General features: G+C 45.2%; 13 protein-coding genes. All 13 read left to right on the top strand.

What is annotated here, in order from left to right; translation table 11 throughout:
• Positions 1 to 325 precede the first annotated feature (325 nt).
• Entirely contained in the window at positions 326 to 1,633 is a 1,308-nt protein-coding gene (locus ACFPXP_RS10160; RefSeq protein ID WP_379894094.1) for an SPFH domain-containing protein, read from the top strand.
• A gap of 33 nt (positions 1,634 to 1,666) precedes the next feature.
• Positions 1,667 to 2,746, top strand: coding sequence for a hypothetical protein (locus ACFPXP_RS10155; protein WP_379894093.1), 1,080 nt, complete (start codon positions 1,667 to 1,669; stop codon positions 2,744 to 2,746).
• On the top strand, positions 2,740 to 3,495 hold the full coding sequence (locus ACFPXP_RS10150) for a TPM domain-containing protein (protein WP_379894092.1): 756 nt from the start codon (positions 2,740 to 2,742) through the stop codon (positions 3,493 to 3,495). Before ACFPXP_RS10155 ends, ACFPXP_RS10150 begins: the two co-directional genes overlap by 7 nt.
• Positions 3,496 to 3,929: 434 nt before the next feature.
• Positions 3,930 to 4,403: a hypothetical protein gene (locus tag ACFPXP_RS10145; RefSeq protein WP_379894091.1), complete on the top strand. Its 474-nt coding sequence runs from the start codon at positions 3,930 to 3,932 to the stop codon at positions 4,401 to 4,403.
• Between the two features lie 171 nt (positions 4,404 to 4,574).
• Positions 4,575 to 6,152 (top strand): response regulator, encoded by a 1,578-nt coding sequence (locus ACFPXP_RS10140; protein WP_379894090.1) that lies wholly within the window; start codon positions 4,575 to 4,577, stop codon positions 6,150 to 6,152.
• A 57-nt stretch (positions 6,153 to 6,209) separates the two neighbouring features.
• Positions 6,210 to 7,934, top strand: a complete 1,725-nt coding sequence (locus tag ACFPXP_RS10135; RefSeq protein WP_379894097.1) for a sensor histidine kinase — start codon at positions 6,210 to 6,212, stop codon at positions 7,932 to 7,934.
• A 210-nt stretch (positions 7,935 to 8,144) separates the two neighbouring features.
• A complete protein-coding gene (locus ACFPXP_RS10130; protein ID WP_379894089.1) occupies positions 8,145 to 9,821 on the top strand; it encodes an ABC transporter substrate-binding protein in 1,677 nt (558 codons plus the stop codon).
• A 203-nt stretch (positions 9,822 to 10,024) separates the two neighbouring features.
• A complete protein-coding gene (locus ACFPXP_RS10125; RefSeq protein WP_379894096.1) occupies positions 10,025 to 10,888 on the top strand; it encodes an ABC transporter permease in 864 nt (287 codons plus the stop codon).
• 36 nt (positions 10,889 to 10,924) lie between these two features.
• Positions 10,925 to 11,827: a carbohydrate ABC transporter permease gene (locus tag ACFPXP_RS10120; protein WP_379894095.1), complete on the top strand. Its 903-nt coding sequence runs from the start codon at positions 10,925 to 10,927 to the stop codon at positions 11,825 to 11,827.
• 59 nt (positions 11,828 to 11,886) lie between these two features.
• Positions 11,887 to 13,992 carry a glycoside hydrolase family 52 protein gene (locus tag ACFPXP_RS10115; RefSeq protein ID WP_379894088.1) on the top strand — a complete coding sequence of 702 codons (2,106 nt, stop codon included), beginning with the start codon at positions 11,887 to 11,889 and terminating at the stop codon, positions 13,990 to 13,992.
• 17 nt (positions 13,993 to 14,009) lie between these two features.
• Positions 14,010 to 15,023: an endo-1,4-beta-xylanase gene (locus ACFPXP_RS10110; RefSeq protein WP_379894087.1), complete on the top strand. Its 1,014-nt coding sequence runs from the start codon at positions 14,010 to 14,012 to the stop codon at positions 15,021 to 15,023.
• Between the two features lie 67 nt (positions 15,024 to 15,090).
• Entirely contained in the window at positions 15,091 to 16,245 is a 1,155-nt protein-coding gene (locus tag ACFPXP_RS10105; RefSeq protein WP_379894086.1) for a glycosyl hydrolase family 8, read from the top strand.
• A gap of 256 nt (positions 16,246 to 16,501) precedes the next feature.
• Positions 16,502 to 16,960: a DUF6884 domain-containing protein gene (locus ACFPXP_RS10100; RefSeq protein ID WP_379894085.1), complete on the top strand. Its 459-nt coding sequence runs from the start codon at positions 16,502 to 16,504 to the stop codon at positions 16,958 to 16,960.
• Positions 16,961 to 17,708 lie beyond the last annotated feature (748 nt).

The following is a 17,708-nucleotide window of genomic DNA, read 5'->3' as shown; positions in this document are numbered from 1 at the left end:
CAAAATTAGCTTGTGATCGCATAAACCGTCAGTTGCAGCTTGATGTAGCTTAATTTTTGAACTGTAAATTTGTAGTCGGGTTAGTCTACAGTTTTTTAGAACGATGCATTATGAAATTGATTCATATTACGGAAAAAATGAAGCTGAATTTGTAGAGGGATGTCTATTGTTTATAGGATAAACGTCATCTTTTTTGCTGGTTTTGTCGAAATCATTTTCCAGTATTCTCTAATTGCATGGTATACTGATAGAAGCATCCTTCGTAAGATTAGTAGAAGGAATCAAAAAGAAATGCTTATGAAACATCATTCAGCGGAGGGATATTATGGGGATTATTAGAGCTGCCATTGACGCAGTGAGCGGAGGACTTGGGGATCAATGGCTAGAGGTCATTGCACCGCAGGAAATGAGCGATAAAACCGTGATGTCAATCGGTGTTAACGTCAGAAAGGATCACAGAAACAGCAATACGAAAGGTACAGATTCGACCGTTTCGAACGGCTCGATTGTCCATGTGCAGCCGAATCAATTTATGATGCTTGTGGATGGTGGCAAGATCATTGACTACACTGCCGAGGAAGGGTATTACAAAGTTGAAAATACGTCTCTTCCTTCACTGTTTAACGGGGATTTCGGCTCTGTGCTTTTGGAGACTTTCAATCGATTTAAATTTGGAGGTGTGCCGTCCTCCTCTCAAAAGGTCTATTTCATTAATTTGCAAGAGATCAAAGGAATTAAATTCGGTACACGAAATCCAATCAATTATTTTGATAACTTCTATAATGCAGAATTATTTCTGCGTACTCACGGAACGTATTCGATTAAGATTGAAGATCCTTTGAAATTCTTCTTCGAAGCGATTCCTAGAAACCAATCTGTGGTTGAAATAGAAGAAATCAATGAGCAGTATTTATCCGAATTTATGAATGCGCTGCAGTCAGCGATCAATCAAATGTCTAGTGACGGCATTCGCATCTCTTATGTCTCTTCGAAGGGCATGGAGTTGGCACGATATATGGCGGACGTCCTTGACGATGAATGGAGACGTCTGCGCGGAATGCGGGTTGAATCCGTCGGAATAAACGGCATTACCTATGACGAAGCATCGCAAAAGCTTATCAACTTGAGAAACGAAGGTGCCATGCTGCAAGATGCGTCTGTTCGAGAAGGGTATGTGCAGGGATCCATCGCACGGGGGCTGGAAGCAGCTGGCTCCAACGAAGGCGGCGCAATGAACGGATTTTTAGGCGTAGGAATGGGACTGCAGGGAGCGGGCGGCTTCATGGGCACTGCGTCGGAAATGAACCGGTTCCAGATGCAGCAGCAAGCACAGCAGGCACAACAATCGCAGCAGCAGCGGTTTACGTCAGGCGGAGCCGATTCGTGGCAGTGCAAATGCGGGCACCATAACAGCGGCAAATTTTGCTCCGAGTGCGGTTCTCCTAAGCCGCAAGCACAACCTAATGCATGGGAATGCTCTTGCGGTAATCAGAATACCGGTAAGTTCTGTTCGAATTGCGGCAAGAAGAAACCGGAAGAGAATCAGGTTCAGACCTGCAAGCAGTGTGGATTTACGCCCGCTTCTGGTCAAAAGATGAAGTTTTGCTCGGAATGCGGAACAAGCTTTGAATAGACGTAAAGCAATGGACAGAAGAGGTGAGCAGGCTTGGGGGTTGTAATTTACAAATGTATGAACTGCGGAGGCCCTCTAGCATTTAAACCGGAATCCCAAAATTGGACGTGTGATTACTGCCTCAGTGAATTTGGCGAGCAAGAGGTTAGAGATTTTATACATCATGAGCAGACTCATGCTGAAACTTCGATGACCGGGGAAGCCCTGCAGCATAAGAAAGAACAGGATCAAGAATTTCAGGATAAAGCAATGGGATACACGTGTGAAAGCTGTGGCGCGGAAATCGTTACCGATGATACGACCGCTGCGACGTTCTGCTATTATTGTCACAATCCTACGATTATTCAAAGGAGGCTGGAGGGGGATTTTCGCCCGGAGAAAGTGATCCCTTTTCAGTTCAATCGAGAACAAGCGACGGCAAAGTTTATCAAGTGGTGCAGGAGAAAGCCGCTGCTTTCTAAGTGGTTTATTGCGGATTCACAGCTGGAGAAGCTGTCGGGAATCTATGTCCCGTTTTGGCTGTTCGACTGTGATATCGAAGGGGAGATCAGCGGGGAAGCAACCAGGGTTCGTACCTATACCCGAGGAGACACTCGGTATACGGAGACGAAATATTTTCATGTGGACCGCGGAGGTTCGGCTGCGTTTCGAGATGTGCCTGCCGATGGCTCGAGGAAACTGGACGACGAGCTGATGACCATTCTTGAACCTTTCGATTATAAGGATTTGAAAGATTTTACGATGGCCTATTTATCCGGATATTTGGCGGAAAAGTACGACATGGATCAAAATGACGTATACGGCCGAGTATCCACCATCATTCGGAATCATATGAGTTCACTTCTTCAGGAAACCATACAAGGCTACAATCGAGTGAGCATCCACCATACTCACGTTAAGTTTCATAAAGTCGAAGCGACATATGTGCTGCTGCCTGTCTGGATGTTTACTTATCATTACAAAGGAAAAATCTATATGTTCGCGATGAATGGACAGACGGGGAAAATTGCCGGAAGGCTGCCGATCAGCTGGGGAAGAGTCGGGTCTTGGTTCGGGGCTGTATCTGCTGCAGTATTTACGGCATTGATCATTGGGGGGCAGTTATTATGGTGAAGCGAATTTATCGCCTTCCAATGATCACGTTGATGTCGCTCATTTTCCTGGTCTTGGGAAACGGCATAATCTTTGCGTCCGACCGTAACGTCTATGATGAGGCCCAATTGTTTACACCATCCCAAGTGGAAGAGTTGCAGCAGAGAGCCGTCTCATTGGGAGAGAAGTGGAAGCTGGATATTGTCATGGTGACAACGAATGATGTTCAAGGAAAAACGTCGAGGCAGTATGCTGAGGATTTCTATAACGCACATCAATTGGGATACGGGAATACCCAAGACGGTATATTATATCTTCTTAATATGAATGACCGAGAAGTGTATATTTTGACGAAAGATCGCGGTGTAGATTTGATTACAGATCGTAGAGTGGAAGAAATGTTAGATAAGGTTTACCCTTATTTATCCGAAGATGCATTTGGTGAGAGTGCGCACGCTTTTCTTGACGAAGTCGACATCATGATGCAGCGGGGGATTCCTGAAGAAGGCGGCAGCTTGCTGCAGGAACTTGCTATTTATTCGGGGATATCTATTGTGATTGGAGCCGTCGTCGTAGGTGTGATGGCCGGGTATAATCGAGGACGCTCCACGGTCAATTCGAGAACGTATTTGGATCATAATTCACTCGTTGTCGATCGCAGGAACGATCAGTATAAGCATACGAGAGTGACCCAGCAGCGAATTCAGAGAAGCTCCGGCAAAGGGAGCTCTGGCAGTTCAAGAACAGGTGGAGGCGGGAGAAGCTTTTAATCTCCCGCTTTTTTATTTGTCTAGAATGTTTAATCTCATATGCATCGGCGGGGTAACTAGCTTATGTCTTTTGGGTTGTTCTTCGGTTTCATGCGGAACGCCAAGGAAAATATATCATAGATGGATTACATCAAATGGCACAGCGATATCCTTTAAGCCGCTTTCGCGGGCTCGGCTTTCTTCTAGCTTTTGACTTGCCTGAGGGAACAGCGCCGCAGCTTGTGGTTGAATGTCTGAAAATGGGCTGCTGATAAATGCTCCGAATGAGACGACGATTCGTCTTATGCCGCCATTGATTGTGACAAAAGAAGAAATAGATCAGATGATTCAAACAATGACAAATGTGTAGATGAAGCATTTTAGAGTAAATAACAAATAATGTATTTATTTTGACGTATATGGTAATGGTAAGAGAAAAAAAGGGGCAGCATGTTGTGATTGGTCTTATTGTTATCATTTTGATTTTAAATTGGTGGGCATTTCGAATAAGACATTGGTTTACAGCGAATCAAATTGTCCATGTGTGGTGCTTTACAACCGGCTTCCAGTCTATATTCGATCTATATGTGGATAACAAATATCACGGTTATTGGTATTTTACGAAAGCTGTGGATTGGTTAGGACTTCCAGCGCATGTGGTACTGATTCCTCCAGTCAATTTGTTGTTTATACGTTTCTTTCCGTTTCAGCGAAAATGGTTCTTCAAATTAGGATACATTTTGTTGTTTTCGATTTTGATTTTACTATACGAATTGGTGGCTATGCTGCCGGAACCGTGGGGGTATTTCCATTATGGCTGGTGGACGATTTGGCATTCTGCTGCCTTAGACCCGATTCTTCTTTTGATTCTGCTTAGCTATTACAGATGGATTTGCCGTTTGGAGAGAAAAGCATGTTCCTCTATATAACAAGAAGCAAGGAAGTGCTCTCAAATTCGAGTACTTCTTTTTTTCGTCGTTGTATTTCACATGATCAAAATATTTCCTTACAACAAATATATTTCCAACAAACGTTTTTCGTAGTAGTCTAAATGAAAGGGCGTACCTAACTAGAATATATGCTTGCTGGGGGGATTAAGTGTGCACAGCGTACTGTTAGTAGATGATGAAATCTACGCTAGGCAAGGCTTGAGGCAGCTGATTGACTGGGCAGGTTGTGGATATGAGGTGTTGGATGAAGCAGATAACGGGGAGGACGCGCTGGATTTGATTCAGCAAAGGAAACCGGATCTGGTTATTACGGATATTCGCATGCCTGTTGTGGATGGGTTGGAACTCATTCGACAGGCTAGGGAGTCACTTATCGTAGACACATGTTTTATTATCATCAGCGGATATAATGATTTCGTCTACGCTCAGCAGGCGGTCCGTTTCGGTGTTCACGATTTTATTTTAAAGCCGATTGATGAACAGCTGCTTTCACATTCCTTAAGTAAATTGAATGAGAAGCTAATACAGGGAAAGGACTTTCGACAGCAGAGGGAACAGCAAATGAACGCGGAAATGCTGCAATCGCTTATCAAAGGGGAGGCCGATGCAAAGTCGATTGCGGAATGGACAGCGCGTTTAAATATGACGGATGCAGGTGATATCTATTATCTATTCATCGAAATCAATGATGTTCATCCTTGGAGCAGACATCCATCTACCTTTTCCCTTGAACAGTGGAAGGAGCAGGTGAAGAAAGAAATCCAGGACATGCTGGGTATACGTTCAACGATATTGATGAACCTGCATCGCAATCGACTGGGAATCGTGCTTTCTTCACGGGATCTCGGTTGTTTCCAAGGAAGCATTGATCGATTTGCGGCAGAGCTTCAGCTGAGATTGAAATTGAAGTATCGTGAAGCCATTTACATATACGTGGGTCATCCGGTGCGGGAATGGTCTCAGCTGAAGGAGTCTTATCTCACGGCCAAAGAGGCGCTGCAGCATAAGTTTGCTGCCAATGAGACGAAAATTGTTGTTTATGAACGGGTGAAGGATCAAGCGATTAGGCTGATTGGAATGGAACAGGAGCTGTATGAGCAGCTGCTGGAGCAATTTGAAGAAAACTATGAAAGCGGTATCCTAAGTTCGATCGACTTGCTGTTCGAACAGTTTACAACGAAACGATTCGCTCCAGAAGCAGTGAAAATGGCGATTCAGCAATGCGTTTCCGGAATGCTGGGCATGATGAAGAAATTCGATATTGCGGAAAATGAGCTGCAGAGCTTAGAACCGATTGTCGGTTGGAATGATTTGAATTTAACGCTTAATGAACTGAAAAGACTGTTCACCTCGTTTACGATGGAAGGCGCCCAAGTGCTAGGCGAGAGAAGAAAGCAGTATGTTCGTGGGGGCATTCAAAATATAAAAAATTATATTGAAACGCATTTTCGTGAGAATATCAGCCTGAAAAGCATTGCGGCACAATTTTATATGAATTCGGTATATCTGGGTCAGCTGTTTAAGAAGACATACGGATTATATTTCAACGAATTTTTGCTTCAGCTGCGCGTCCAAGAAGCGAAGAAGCTGCTGCGTCAAACCGATTTAAGAGTTTATGAAGTAGCGGAGAAGGTGGGGTTCAGCAATGCCGATTATTTTGTTACTCAGTTCGAGAAGCAGGAAGGCATGACGCCGACAGAGTATCGCAATAAGCTGTTTCATTCTTAACGATTCGAGGGGAAATCTGTGAAATTCAGCGTAAACAATATTCGCTTACGGGATAAAATGCTGATTTTGTATTTTTTATCGGTATTTGCTCCCATCTTACTCACGAACGTGATTTTTTATCAGGTCACAACGAACAATGTGGAAAATCAACGGATGAAGGATATTTCACGGGCAGTCGAGCAGATTCGAAATGAGTTTCGAAATGAGATTGAAGACGCGATTAATTTGTCCTCCGTGTTCTATATGGATTTAATGCTGAATGAAATATTGGAAGCGAATTATGATACGGATGCAGCATATGTGGAGGCGTATGATTCCTATTTAAGAAGAGTGCTCAACAGCTATTCACCCGTATACCATTCCGTGCAGGCGATTACCGTCTACGTGGATAATCCGACAATCTTTCATTCTGGAGGGGTCGGCTATATTTCGGAAAGAGTGAAAGAGACGGATTGGTACAATACAGTGAAGAGCAACAAACATTCACAGCCCATCGTCATGCGCACAACATCAGATTCCGATGGCCAACGCACGCTCAGCATTTTGCGTAAAATGAATTATTACGAAACGTACAACGAGCGGGAGAAAATTTTGAAAATTGATTTGAATATGCATTCGATCAGTAATATTTTTAAGAACCTCAACCTGCAGGGGAATATGTATTTAATTAATGAACGCGGGATCATTGATTATACGACCGACCCTGATGTCGATTATGAGTCAAAGCGTGTGTATTTTGAGAATGTTCCTCACTCAGAAGATACGATCGAGTTTCCCGCGGAATATGCTTTTGTGAACTATTTGGATGGATGGCGGATTGTGGGAACCATTTCGGAGGAAGAGGTCTTCAACGAAGTTTGGAAATCAAGAAATTTCGTGATCATCCTTGCTTCAATCAATATCGTGCTGCCGACATTGATTATTGTTTGGATTACCCGTTCTTTGAATGTGCGGATCATCCGTATTTTGCGGCATATGAAAAAAGTGAAAAATCAGCATTTTGAGACGATCGAGCAAACGGATTCGAGAGATGAAATCGGCCAATTGACGAATGAATTTAACCGAATGACGCTCCAGATTAAAAGCTTGATCGATGATGTGTATGTGGCAGATATTCAAAAGAAAAATCTAGAACTGCAAAACCGCCGCGCTCAGCTGAATGCGCTGCAGAGCCAGATCAATCCACATTTTCTATTCAATGCGCTGGAAACGATCCGCATGCGGAGCTTGATTAAGAGCGAGTCGGAAACGGCAAAGATCATTCAAAACATGGCCAAAATATTCAGGAATTCATTAGTATGGAACAAGGACCTTGTGACCGTTAAGGAAGAGCTGGAACTGATTCATTGCTTTCTTGAAATTCAGAAATATCGGTTCGGCCAGAAGCTGGACTATTCTGTCGAAGTCGCAGAATCCGTCTATGGATGTGCCATTCCCAAATTGATATTTCTGCCATTCGTAGAAAATGCGAGTATTCACGGCATCGAGCCGCTCAAAGAGGGAGGAAAGATCCGTGTGCGGATTGAACGAATGCCGGAGGATATTTTGTTCACGATTCAAGACAATGGAGCGGGCATGACAGAGGATCAAATCAGGCAGCTGAATGGTCTGATGGAAAGCAATGATGAAATGGGCGAACATGTGGGAATATATAATGTTATTTTACGATTGAAGCTATATTACGGAAAACGGTTTGAATTTCGAATTGAAAGCGGCAAAGGCCACGGGACGATGATATCACTACGTCTCCCCATAGAAAAGAACCGAGGCGTTGGAGTATAAATAGCGCTCCCGAAGCCCACATGGAGAGGGTTTTGGGAGCGTGTTATATATTCGGGAGAATATGAGTGTGTTGGTTTCAATGAGAATGTTGTAAATGAACTATGTTTTTTTAAGTATGAACTAAAGTTTATTGGGTCAACAAAGGTCCATCTAAATTCTATAATGAAAGTGCTTACAAAACCAATGTAGAAATGAAAGGGGTACTGCACCATGGCAAAGAGAAAGCCGCTGATTGTCATCTTAGCAGTCATCATGATGGTTTCAATTCTAGGAGCGTGCGCAAAGAATAATAACAATGCAGGGGGTTCCAATGACATCTCCGCGAACGGAGCAGATTCTCAAGACAAAGTGACATTTACTTATTTTAATGCCAATGCAGGAAAAGACATCAATACGAACGAGACAACCATCGGAAAGATATTGGAGGAACAAACCGGCGTTAATTTCAAGATTGAGCACTTGGTTGGCGACGCCAATACGAAGATCGGAACGATGATCGCGGGGAACGAATATCCGGATGTGCTGGTTCCAGAGGGCACCATCGACAAGATCGTGGATGCCGGGGCGTTCATTCCGCTCAACGATTTAATCGAGGAGCACGCACCGAACATTAAGCGTGTCTATGAGCCCTATTACAACTTGATGAAAGCGGAAGACGGAAACATCTATTTCCTTCCACTCAGCGCAGTGATTGGGGAATTCATTCCGGCCCCGAACATCGAGCAAGGAGCGTTCTGGGTTCAGCGCCGCGTGCTGAAGGAATATAACTACCCGAAAATCAAAACATTGGATGAATATTTGGATTTGATTCGGAAATATGTGGCGGATCATCCAGAGGAAGATCTCACCGGATTCTTGTCGCTGACGACACAGGATAAGTTCTTTGCATTTACGAATGCACCGATGCATCTGGCCGGTTACCCGAACGACGGCGGTGTGATCATCGATATGGAGACCCATGAAGCACTGGATTACGGGGACGAGGAAATGACGAAGCGTTGGTTGAAGACGCTCAATGGGTTGAATGCGGAAGGATTGTTCGATAAGTCTTCCTTTGTGGACAACTACGATCAATATTTAGCCAAAATCGCTTCCGGCAAAGTACTCGGATTCTTCGATTACAGATGGCAGGTGGGTCAATCGCTGAACAACTTGCGTGAAGCGGGCAACGATGATCTAGATTATATGCCGCTTCCGATCGTATTTGATGAAAATATTACCGATCAGTATCTTGAGCCGCCATCATTCGTTAACAACCGGGGTATCGGTATTACGGTCAGTGCAGAGGATCCCGTTCGAATCATTAAGTTCTTTAATACGTTGCTCGAAGAAGAAAATCAAATATTGTCCAACTGGGGTCTTGAAGGCGAAACGTATGAAGTGGATGAAAACGGCCGCTTCTATCGTACGCCGGAGCAAATCAAGAAGACCGAATCCGAAGAATTCAGAGAAAGCTTTGGCTTCAAATACTTTGAATACAACTGGCCGCGTTACGGCAACGGATCCACGCTGGAAAGCGGAAACTCACATGCTGCGAATAGACAGCCGGAAGTAGCTCAAGCATCATATTCCGATGGCGATAGGAAGCTGCTCGAGGCATATGGCGTGCAGACCTTCTCCCAGTTGTTTGCTGCACCGCTTGACAGACCTTGGTATCCTGCATGGAGCATTCCGATTGAACAGGGATCGCCTGCGCAAATCTTCACGCAGAAAAAATCCGATCTGCAGAGAGAATACTTCCCTAAAATGGTGCTGGCGCCAGCCAACGACTTCGAAGCACTTTGGGAGGAGTATTATGAGGAGTTTAACAAGCTGGATGTGGAAGTATACGAGGATACAATCACCGAAGAAGTGAAGAAGAAAATCGAACTAGTGCAGGGCAAGTAAGGTTCTAATTGGAAGGCCGGAAAGAGGATGATATGTTTCCGGCCTTCTCATGGTTCCCGAACAGGTGATGGGAGGAGAGAAAAATGGTGGAGAAGAATTCAGGGGTTGCAGCATCGGGAGCCCCAATACCGAGACTAACCCAAAAGCCAACCGGCTTCAGATTGTTCTGTAAACGTCTTGTGCAGCAGAAAACGCTCGTCTTCATGTCGGTGCCTTTTCTGATCTGGCTGTTTATATTCAAATACGTGCCGTTATGGGGATGGACGATTGCGTTTCAGGATTATAAGCCGGCGAAGAGCTTTATGGACCAAGCTTGGGTCGGATTGAAGCATTTTCAATTTTTGTTTCAAGATGAGCACTTCTTTAGAGTGCTGCGAAATACACTCGCGATGAGCTTTATTAATCTCGTACTAGGCTTTACAACGGCTATTGCCCTCGCCATTTTGTTAAATGAGCTGCGGCGGGTCGTATTTAAGCGGGTCGTGCAGACGATCAGTTATTTACCGCACTTTATTTCTTGGGTCGTTGCGGCCAGCATCATATCGAATGTTTTGTCCGCTGACGGCGGTATTTTAAACGAACTTTTGATGTGGCTTGGATTCATTAACGAGCCGATTCTTTGGTTAGGTAAAGGGGAATATTTCTGGGGAATTCTAGGCGCCTCAGAAGTGTGGAAGAACGTAGGCTGGAACACCATCATTTATTTAGCGGCGATGACGATGATCGATCCGGCGCAATACGAAGCCGCGGAAATTGACGGAGCAGGCCGTTTTCAACGCATCTGGCATATTACGCTGCCAGGCTTACGTCCTGTCATTGTCATTTTATTGATTATGAATATTGGACAATTGCTGGAGTCGGGATTCGAACCGCAATACTTGCTGGGTAACGGAATGAACGTGAAGTATTCCGAGAATCTGGATATCTTTGTCTTGAAATATGGGATTTCTATGGGGAACTTCTCCTTATCGATCGCCGCAGGCATGTTCAAAACAATCATTAGTTTTATCTTATTATTCTCCGCCAATTCATTGGCGAAAAGACTCGGGCAAGAGAGATTGTTCTAAGGAGGGTGTGCTGTGCAGCTCATAAAAAAGAAAACAATGTATTCACGCTACGGCTCGCCGGGTGATCGTATTTTTGATTTCTGTAACTATACGTTCATGATTTTTCTGGTTATCGTGACACTTTATCCGTTTATTAATACGCTTGCGGTTTCATTCAACGATGCCAATGATTCCGTTCGCGGCGGAATCTACTTATGGCCGAGAGTGTTTACATGGGAAAATTACGAGTATGTATTTCGTGAGTCCGCTGTATTTCATTCGCTTATCATTTCCGTGCTGAGAACCGTAATCGGTACAGTCGTAACCGTATTCTCCTGTGCGATGGTGGCCTATACGATTAGTCGTCCGGAATATGTATTGCGTAAATTTATTACGATTGCTTTTATTTTGACTATGTATTTCAACGGCGGTTTGATTCCGAACTTCTTGCTGATTCGCGACTTGGGAATGATGAACAGCTTCTGGGTCTATATTATTCCAGGTATTATTGGGGTGTTTAACTTAATCGTCATTCGATCCTTTATCGAAGGGCTGCCGGAGGGGATTTTGGAATCGGCGAGAATCGACGGTGCTGGAGAGTTTACTACTTTTTCGCGAATTGTACTTCCGCTCTCGGTGCCTGTGCTTGCAACGGTTGCACTGTTTACGGCGGTGTATCAATGGAATTCCTGGTTTGACGTCTTCCTTTACAATTCATCGAACAAAAATTTAAGCACGCTGCAGTATGAACTGATGAAGATTCTGCAAAATTCCAATGCGTCTATGTCTTCCAATACGACGGGTGGATATACAGGTGAAAATCCGAACGCCACTCAAGTGACACCGACCTCTATTCGCGCCACAATGACGATTGTAGCCAGCGTTCCTATTATTCTGGTCTATCCATTCCTGCAAAAATATTTTGTGAAGGGGATGACGCTCGGAGGCGTCAAAGGATAACGAAATCGCAGCGGCTGATTTATCGATTAAGTTATGTTTTGAAGGGAGATTCATGGATTATGCCTACAAATATGTTTTTTAATGCGCATCATTCTCCGATCGGGGCTTTCGCCAGCTTTACACTCGGTTTTCCGGGCCCGGGGGGCGGAATGGATCTGGAGCTTGGTAGATCTCCGAGAAAAAGCGTATATATTGGATTGGAGTCTTCAGAAGAAGCGGGGAAATACGATGCACTGCCATTCTTTGAGCATGGTGAGGATGAAGCACGGCGGTATGATGTGGAGAATCCCGATCCGAATAAAGATAAACCGAAAATCGTCCTTCCGATTCCAAAGGAACGAATTAAGCGGGAGTTTAAGCTGTCGACAGATACGTGGACGGCAGGGGATCTAACTTTTACCGTTTATTCTCCAGTGCAGCGAGTGCCCGACCCGGAGAAGACAGGGGACGAAGAGCTGAAGCTAGCTCTAGTACCGGCGGTGATTGCGGAACTTTCGATTGACAATACGAAGTGCGGCCGTGCTCGAAGAGCGTTCTTCGGCTATGAAGGCAGCGATCCATACAGCTCGATGCGTCGTTTAGACGATACCAGCCGAATGAAAGGCGTCGGTCAGGGACGTTTGACCTCGGTGATGTCGAGTGATCCGGATATACAATCCGCACTTCATTTCAGCATGGAAGATATCTTATTGAACCCGCTTAAGGAGAACTGGACGTTCGGCTTGGGAAGATTGGGCGCTATGGTAATGGATGTGCCCGCGGGGAAGAAGCGGACGTATCGCTTTGCCGTATGCTTTTATCGTGGAGGAATCGTGACCGCCGGGATGGATGCTTCCTATTATTACACGCGTTATTTTTCAAATATCGAAGAGGTAGGAGAATATGCAGTGCAGCAAGCGGATACGCTGATCGCGAAAGCGCTGCAGGCCAATGAAATGGTAGAGCAGGCCAAGCTGTCGGACGACCAGAAAATGATGATGTGCCATGCCGTACGCAGCTACTACGGCTCTACACAACTGCTGGAGCAGGACGGCAAGCCGTTCTGGATCGTTAATGAAGGCGAATACCGGATGATGAATACGTTTGATTTGACAGTAGACCAATTGTTTTACGAACTGAAGATGAATCCTTGGACTGTGAAAAATGAACTGGATATGTTCTCCGCTCGCTACAGTTATGAAGATGAAGTCAGATTTCCAGGTGAGGACAAGGTGTATCCCGGCGGGATTAGCTTTACCCATGATATGGGCGTAGCGAATACCCTCTCTAGGCCGCATTATTCAAGCTATGAGCTGTATGGCTTGGACGGCTGCTTCTCACATATGACGCATGAGCAGCTCGTGAATTGGATCTTGTGTGCGGCGGTGTATGTGGAGCAGACGGGGGATGAGGCTTGGATGCAGCACAATTTGCCGCTGTTTGATCGCTGCTTTGAGAGCATGCTGAACCGGGACCATCCAGATCCAGCTCAGCGAAACGGCTTAATGGGGCTGGACAGCACCAGAGTGATGGGCGGCGCGGAAATCACAACGTATGACAGCTTGGATGTTTCGCTCGGTCAAGCACGCAACAACCTGTACTTGGCGGGCAAATGCTGGGCTTCCTATGTTGCTTTGGAGAAGCTGTTCCGCGATCAAAACATGGAGACGCTGTCCGAAGCGGCAGGAAAGCAGGCCGAACGATGCGCGAAAACGATCGTTTCCTATATGACAGAGGATGGATACATTCCAGCCGTCATGGGGGAGGGCAACGATTCTAAAATTATTCCGGCGATTGAGGGCTTGGTGTTCCCTTACTTTACGAATTGCAGGGAAGCGCTTGATCCGAACGGTCGGTTCGGCTTTTATATTCAAGCGTTAAAGCGCCATCTATCTACTGTCCTCGTTGAAGGAGTATGCCTGTTTCCGGACGGCGGCTGGAAGATTTCTTCGACGAGCAACAACTCGTGGCTCAGCAAAATTTATCTTTGTCAATTTGTCGCCCGCCATATTCTGGGCATGCCTTGGGATGAGAAAGGAGCCGCAGCAGATAGAGCTCATGTCGCATGGCTGACCCATCCGGAGCTCTCCATCTGGAGCTGGAGCGATCAAATTTTGGCCGGTCAAATTATCGGCAGTAAATACTATCCGCGCGGTGTGACAAGCATTTTGTGGCTTGAGGAATAAGGGAGGAGGGAACTGCGATGACGGAGCAAAACGCTCAATATGTAAGGCTGCGTGATGTATTTAAAGATGACTTCCTGGTCGGAGCGGCGGTTAATCCAAACACATTAGATCGTCAAGCCGATTTGCTAAACTATCACTTCAACAGTTTGACGGCTGAAAACGAGATGAAATTCGCTAGTCTTCATCCAGAAGAGCATGTATATACGTTTGACGATGCAGATCGTATCGTGCAATTTGCAAGAGAACATGGCATGAAGGTTCGGGGACACACGCTGGTTTGGCACAACCAAACGACGGAATGGCTGTTTCGCAACCCGGATGGCGAATGGACGGATCGAGACACACTGCTGGCTCGTATGAAGTCTCATATTGATACCGTAGTAAAGCGCTACAAGGATGACGTGTATTGCTGGGATGTTGTCAATGAGGTCATTGCGGATGAAGGCCCTGATCTGCTTCGTTCCTCCCACTGGCTGAATATTGCAGGATCCGATTTTATTGCGAAAGCGTTCGAGTATGCCAATGAAGCCGATCCGAACGCACTGCTTTTCTACAATGACTATAACGAATCTCATCCTGAGAAAAGAGAGAAGATCTATTTGTTGGTGAAATCCTTGCTGGAGCAAGATGTTCCGATTCACGGCATTGGACTGCAGGCGCATTGGAATTTGCATTCACCAGAGATCGAGCAGATTCGTGAAGCGATGGAACGCTATGCTTCATTAGGATTGAAGCTGCAGTTGACCGAACTGGATGTGTCCGTATTTGACCATCACGATCGGCGTACCGACTTACTGGCACCAACCGAAGAAATGCTCGAGCTTCAAGCGGAGCGGTATGGGCAGTTCTTCAAGCTTTTTAAAGAATATCGAAATGTCATTACAGGTGTCACCTTCTGGGGAGCGGCAGACGATTACACTTGGCTGAACGACTTTCCTGTCCGCGGAAGGAAAAACTGGCCGTTTCTATTTGATGAAAGCCATCAGCCCAAACGTGCATTTTGGGAAGTGGTTCGGCAAGCGGAGGCATAAGGGATTTTCAGTCTAGTATGAATGCAGCAGCGATGGATTCATTGGGATGGAGAGGGGGAGCAAATCGATGAAACGACTAGGTTCATTTTATACAGGACGTTATCGCAACGTATTTAAGGAGTATGGATTTTCAGAGCAAGAAATTCAGGATCGTGTACAGGATACGTGGACGAAGCTGTTCGAAGGCAGTGAGGAGACAAGGATCTATTACGATGCAGGCGATGACATGGGGTATATGCTGGATACCGGAAATTTGGACGTGCGTACGGAAGGCATGTCTTACGGTATGATGATAGCTGTGCAGATGGACCGTCAAGATATCTTTGATCGTTTGTGGAAGTGGACGATGGACTATATGTATTTGACTACGGGGACACATACGGGTTATTTCGCCTGGTCCTGTAATCCAGATGGCACGCGAAGGTCCGAAGGCCCGGCCCCCGACGGTGAAGAATATTTTGCGATGGCGCTGCTGTTCGCTTCGCATCGCTGGGGAGATAGAGAAGAGCCATACGATTACGGTACACAAGCACGCAGGCTGCTGCATACTTGTCTGCACAATGGAGAGGATGGAAGCGGCAGATATCCGATGTGGAATCCGGATCATAAGCTGATTAAGTTTATACCGGAATGCGAATTTTCCGATCCCTCCTATCATGTGCCGCATTTTTATGAGTTGTTTGCGGATTGGGCTTATCCGGAGGATCGTCCGTTTTGGAAAGAAGCCGCTGTGGCAAGCAGAGCTTATCTGCACAAATCATGCCATCCTGATACAGGACTTGCGCCAGAATATGCGTATTATGACGGAACGCCGAACAATGAACGCGGGTATGGCCATTTCTTTAGCGACTCGTACCGTGTAGCAGCGAACATTGGACTAGATATGGAATGGTATGGAGCAGATGAATCGCTGAGCGATATTGCCAATCGGATTCAAGACTTTTTCGCAGATAAAGATCCGGCTGATTATCGAAGGTATACGATAGAGGGCGAGCCGTTCGAGGAAAAATCGCTCCATCCCGTTGGACTTATTGCTACCAATGCGATGGCTTCACTGGCCGCAACAGGACCTCACGCAAGGAAACATGTGGAGCTGCTTTGGAATACGCCGGTTAGAACGGGAGATAGAAGATATTATGACAACTGCTTATATATGTTCGCTATGCTGGCGTTAAGCGGCAATTACCGGATTTGGATGCCGAATGAGCATGCGAGAAAGTAATCTCTTTCCATTAGATAAAACTTAACAAGTTCATTTTGAAGTATAGTCAAAAAGATGATAGGGCAGGGCATACGATGAGTGAGTTGTAAATTATGTCCCTGCCTTTTTTGTCGTTTTCAGTTGTTTCATGAGCTTTCTATATTGGACTTCATAATGGATATCGAGCATTGCTGGACATTTCTCGTTATAATGTGGGAGGATCGAATTCATTGAGATGTTTCATAACATATAACACATGAAGAGAAAGGAATTTTGTATGGTCAAGCGATTGTGTATTATCCCCTGCGGCAAGAAAAAGATTTGGGACGATGATCCAGAAGCGGGGATCATGAAAGCGAAGCACGTATATCGCAGTGCGCTCCACAGGAAATGTCAGGCGTATGCACGCATGTTTTTTGATCATTGGGCTATTTTATCCGCTAAATACGGCTTGCTGCTTCCCGATGATATCGTTCCAGGAAATTATGATGTTTCTTTCGGAACGAATCATTCCGATCTTATTTCATTCCAAGCGCTTCAGCGGCAAGTAAAAGAAAAAGGGCTTTTACAGGTAGAACAAGTCGTCATGCTGGGAGGAAAAAAATTTACTAACGTTGTTCCACATATCTTTGATTCGAATAAAGTAAACATTAATTATCCGTTATCCGACTGCAAAGGAATTGGCTATATGCTGCAAAAGCTTGATTACGCATTAAAGCATCGGGTCGAAATGTAGTATTTGCAATGATGAAGCATGCTATTAAAATCGATGGTACAATACATGTCCTTTGGAAAACATTGCATTTGTGCCCCGTTGCTCAACGTGATATATTGTTCTTCCGGCTCCTGAACGAGCAGCCAATGTGAAAGTTCAAATTGCAGTTCTGAGAAAACAGTTCAGCAGGATCATCACATAGATGACATTGCGGATTGGAAGAAGATTGCACTTGAAATGGAGTCACCAATCATGATATATTATAACTCCTGCCGCTGATGAGGCGGTTAGGAAAGGAAGCTTGAGGGCAGCTGGAATAAGTTCGGGTGGTAAGCATCGATGAGATGAACATTACGAACTGGAAAAAAGTTGCACTTGCAAATAGGCTTCCAAACATGATATATTGTAATTCCGGCTGTCGGACAGGCAGTTGGCGGGAAGTGAAGAGCGCAGCTTTGAAATGATGGTTCTACGGTGCATCGAATGATGGTATCGGAAACTGGAAAAAAGTTGCACTTGCAAATGAGCTTCCAATCATGATATATTATAACTCCGGCCGTTAAGGCGGATCGGTGAAAAAGTGATTTGTTCTTTGAAAACTGAACAACGAGTGAAACTGTGCGGATCTCTTCGGAGATTCAAATTAGTCAGTAACGTGATGACTTTTATTTCTTCGGATGACGTTGAAATATAAGCATCGATGAGCAAGACAAACGATTCAATACTTTTTACCGACGCTTCTTCCTCTGAATTCTTGTTGGATCGTACG

Source organism: Marinicrinis lubricantis, from assembly GCF_042658665.1.
Classification (GTDB): Bacteria; Bacillota; Bacilli; order Paenibacillales; family KCTC-33676; genus Marinicrinis; species Marinicrinis lubricantis.
This window is presented reverse-complemented; position numbering and strand designations above follow the sequence as displayed.

Bases quoted from the DNA above. Each gene is read 5' to 3' on its own strand.
- ACFPXP_RS10150 (WP_379894092.1), top strand. From the start codon at position 2,740: ATGGTGAAGCGAATTTATCGCCTTCCAATGATCACGTTGATGTCGCTC.
- ACFPXP_RS10115 (WP_379894088.1), top strand. From the start codon at position 11,887: ATGCCTACAAATATGTTTTTTAATGCGCATCATTCTCCGATCGGGGCT.
- ACFPXP_RS10160 (WP_379894094.1), top strand. From the start codon at position 326: ATGGGGATTATTAGAGCTGCCATTGACGCAGTGAGCGGAGGACTTGGG.
- ACFPXP_RS10135 (WP_379894097.1), top strand. From the start codon at position 6,210: ATGCTGATTTTGTATTTTTTATCGGTATTTGCTCCCATCTTACTCACG.
- ACFPXP_RS10110 (WP_379894087.1), top strand. From the start codon at position 14,010: ATGACGGAGCAAAACGCTCAATATGTAAGGCTGCGTGATGTATTTAAA.
- ACFPXP_RS10120 (WP_379894095.1), top strand. From the start codon at position 10,925: ATGTATTCACGCTACGGCTCGCCGGGTGATCGTATTTTTGATTTCTGT.
- ACFPXP_RS10125 (WP_379894096.1), top strand. From the start codon at position 10,025: ATGTCGGTGCCTTTTCTGATCTGGCTGTTTATATTCAAATACGTGCCG.
- ACFPXP_RS10130 (WP_379894089.1), top strand. From the start codon at position 8,145: ATGGCAAAGAGAAAGCCGCTGATTGTCATCTTAGCAGTCATCATGATG.
- ACFPXP_RS10105 (WP_379894086.1), top strand. From the start codon at position 15,091: ATGAAACGACTAGGTTCATTTTATACAGGACGTTATCGCAACGTATTT.
- ACFPXP_RS10100 (WP_379894085.1), top strand. From the start codon at position 16,502: ATGGTCAAGCGATTGTGTATTATCCCCTGCGGCAAGAAAAAGATTTGG.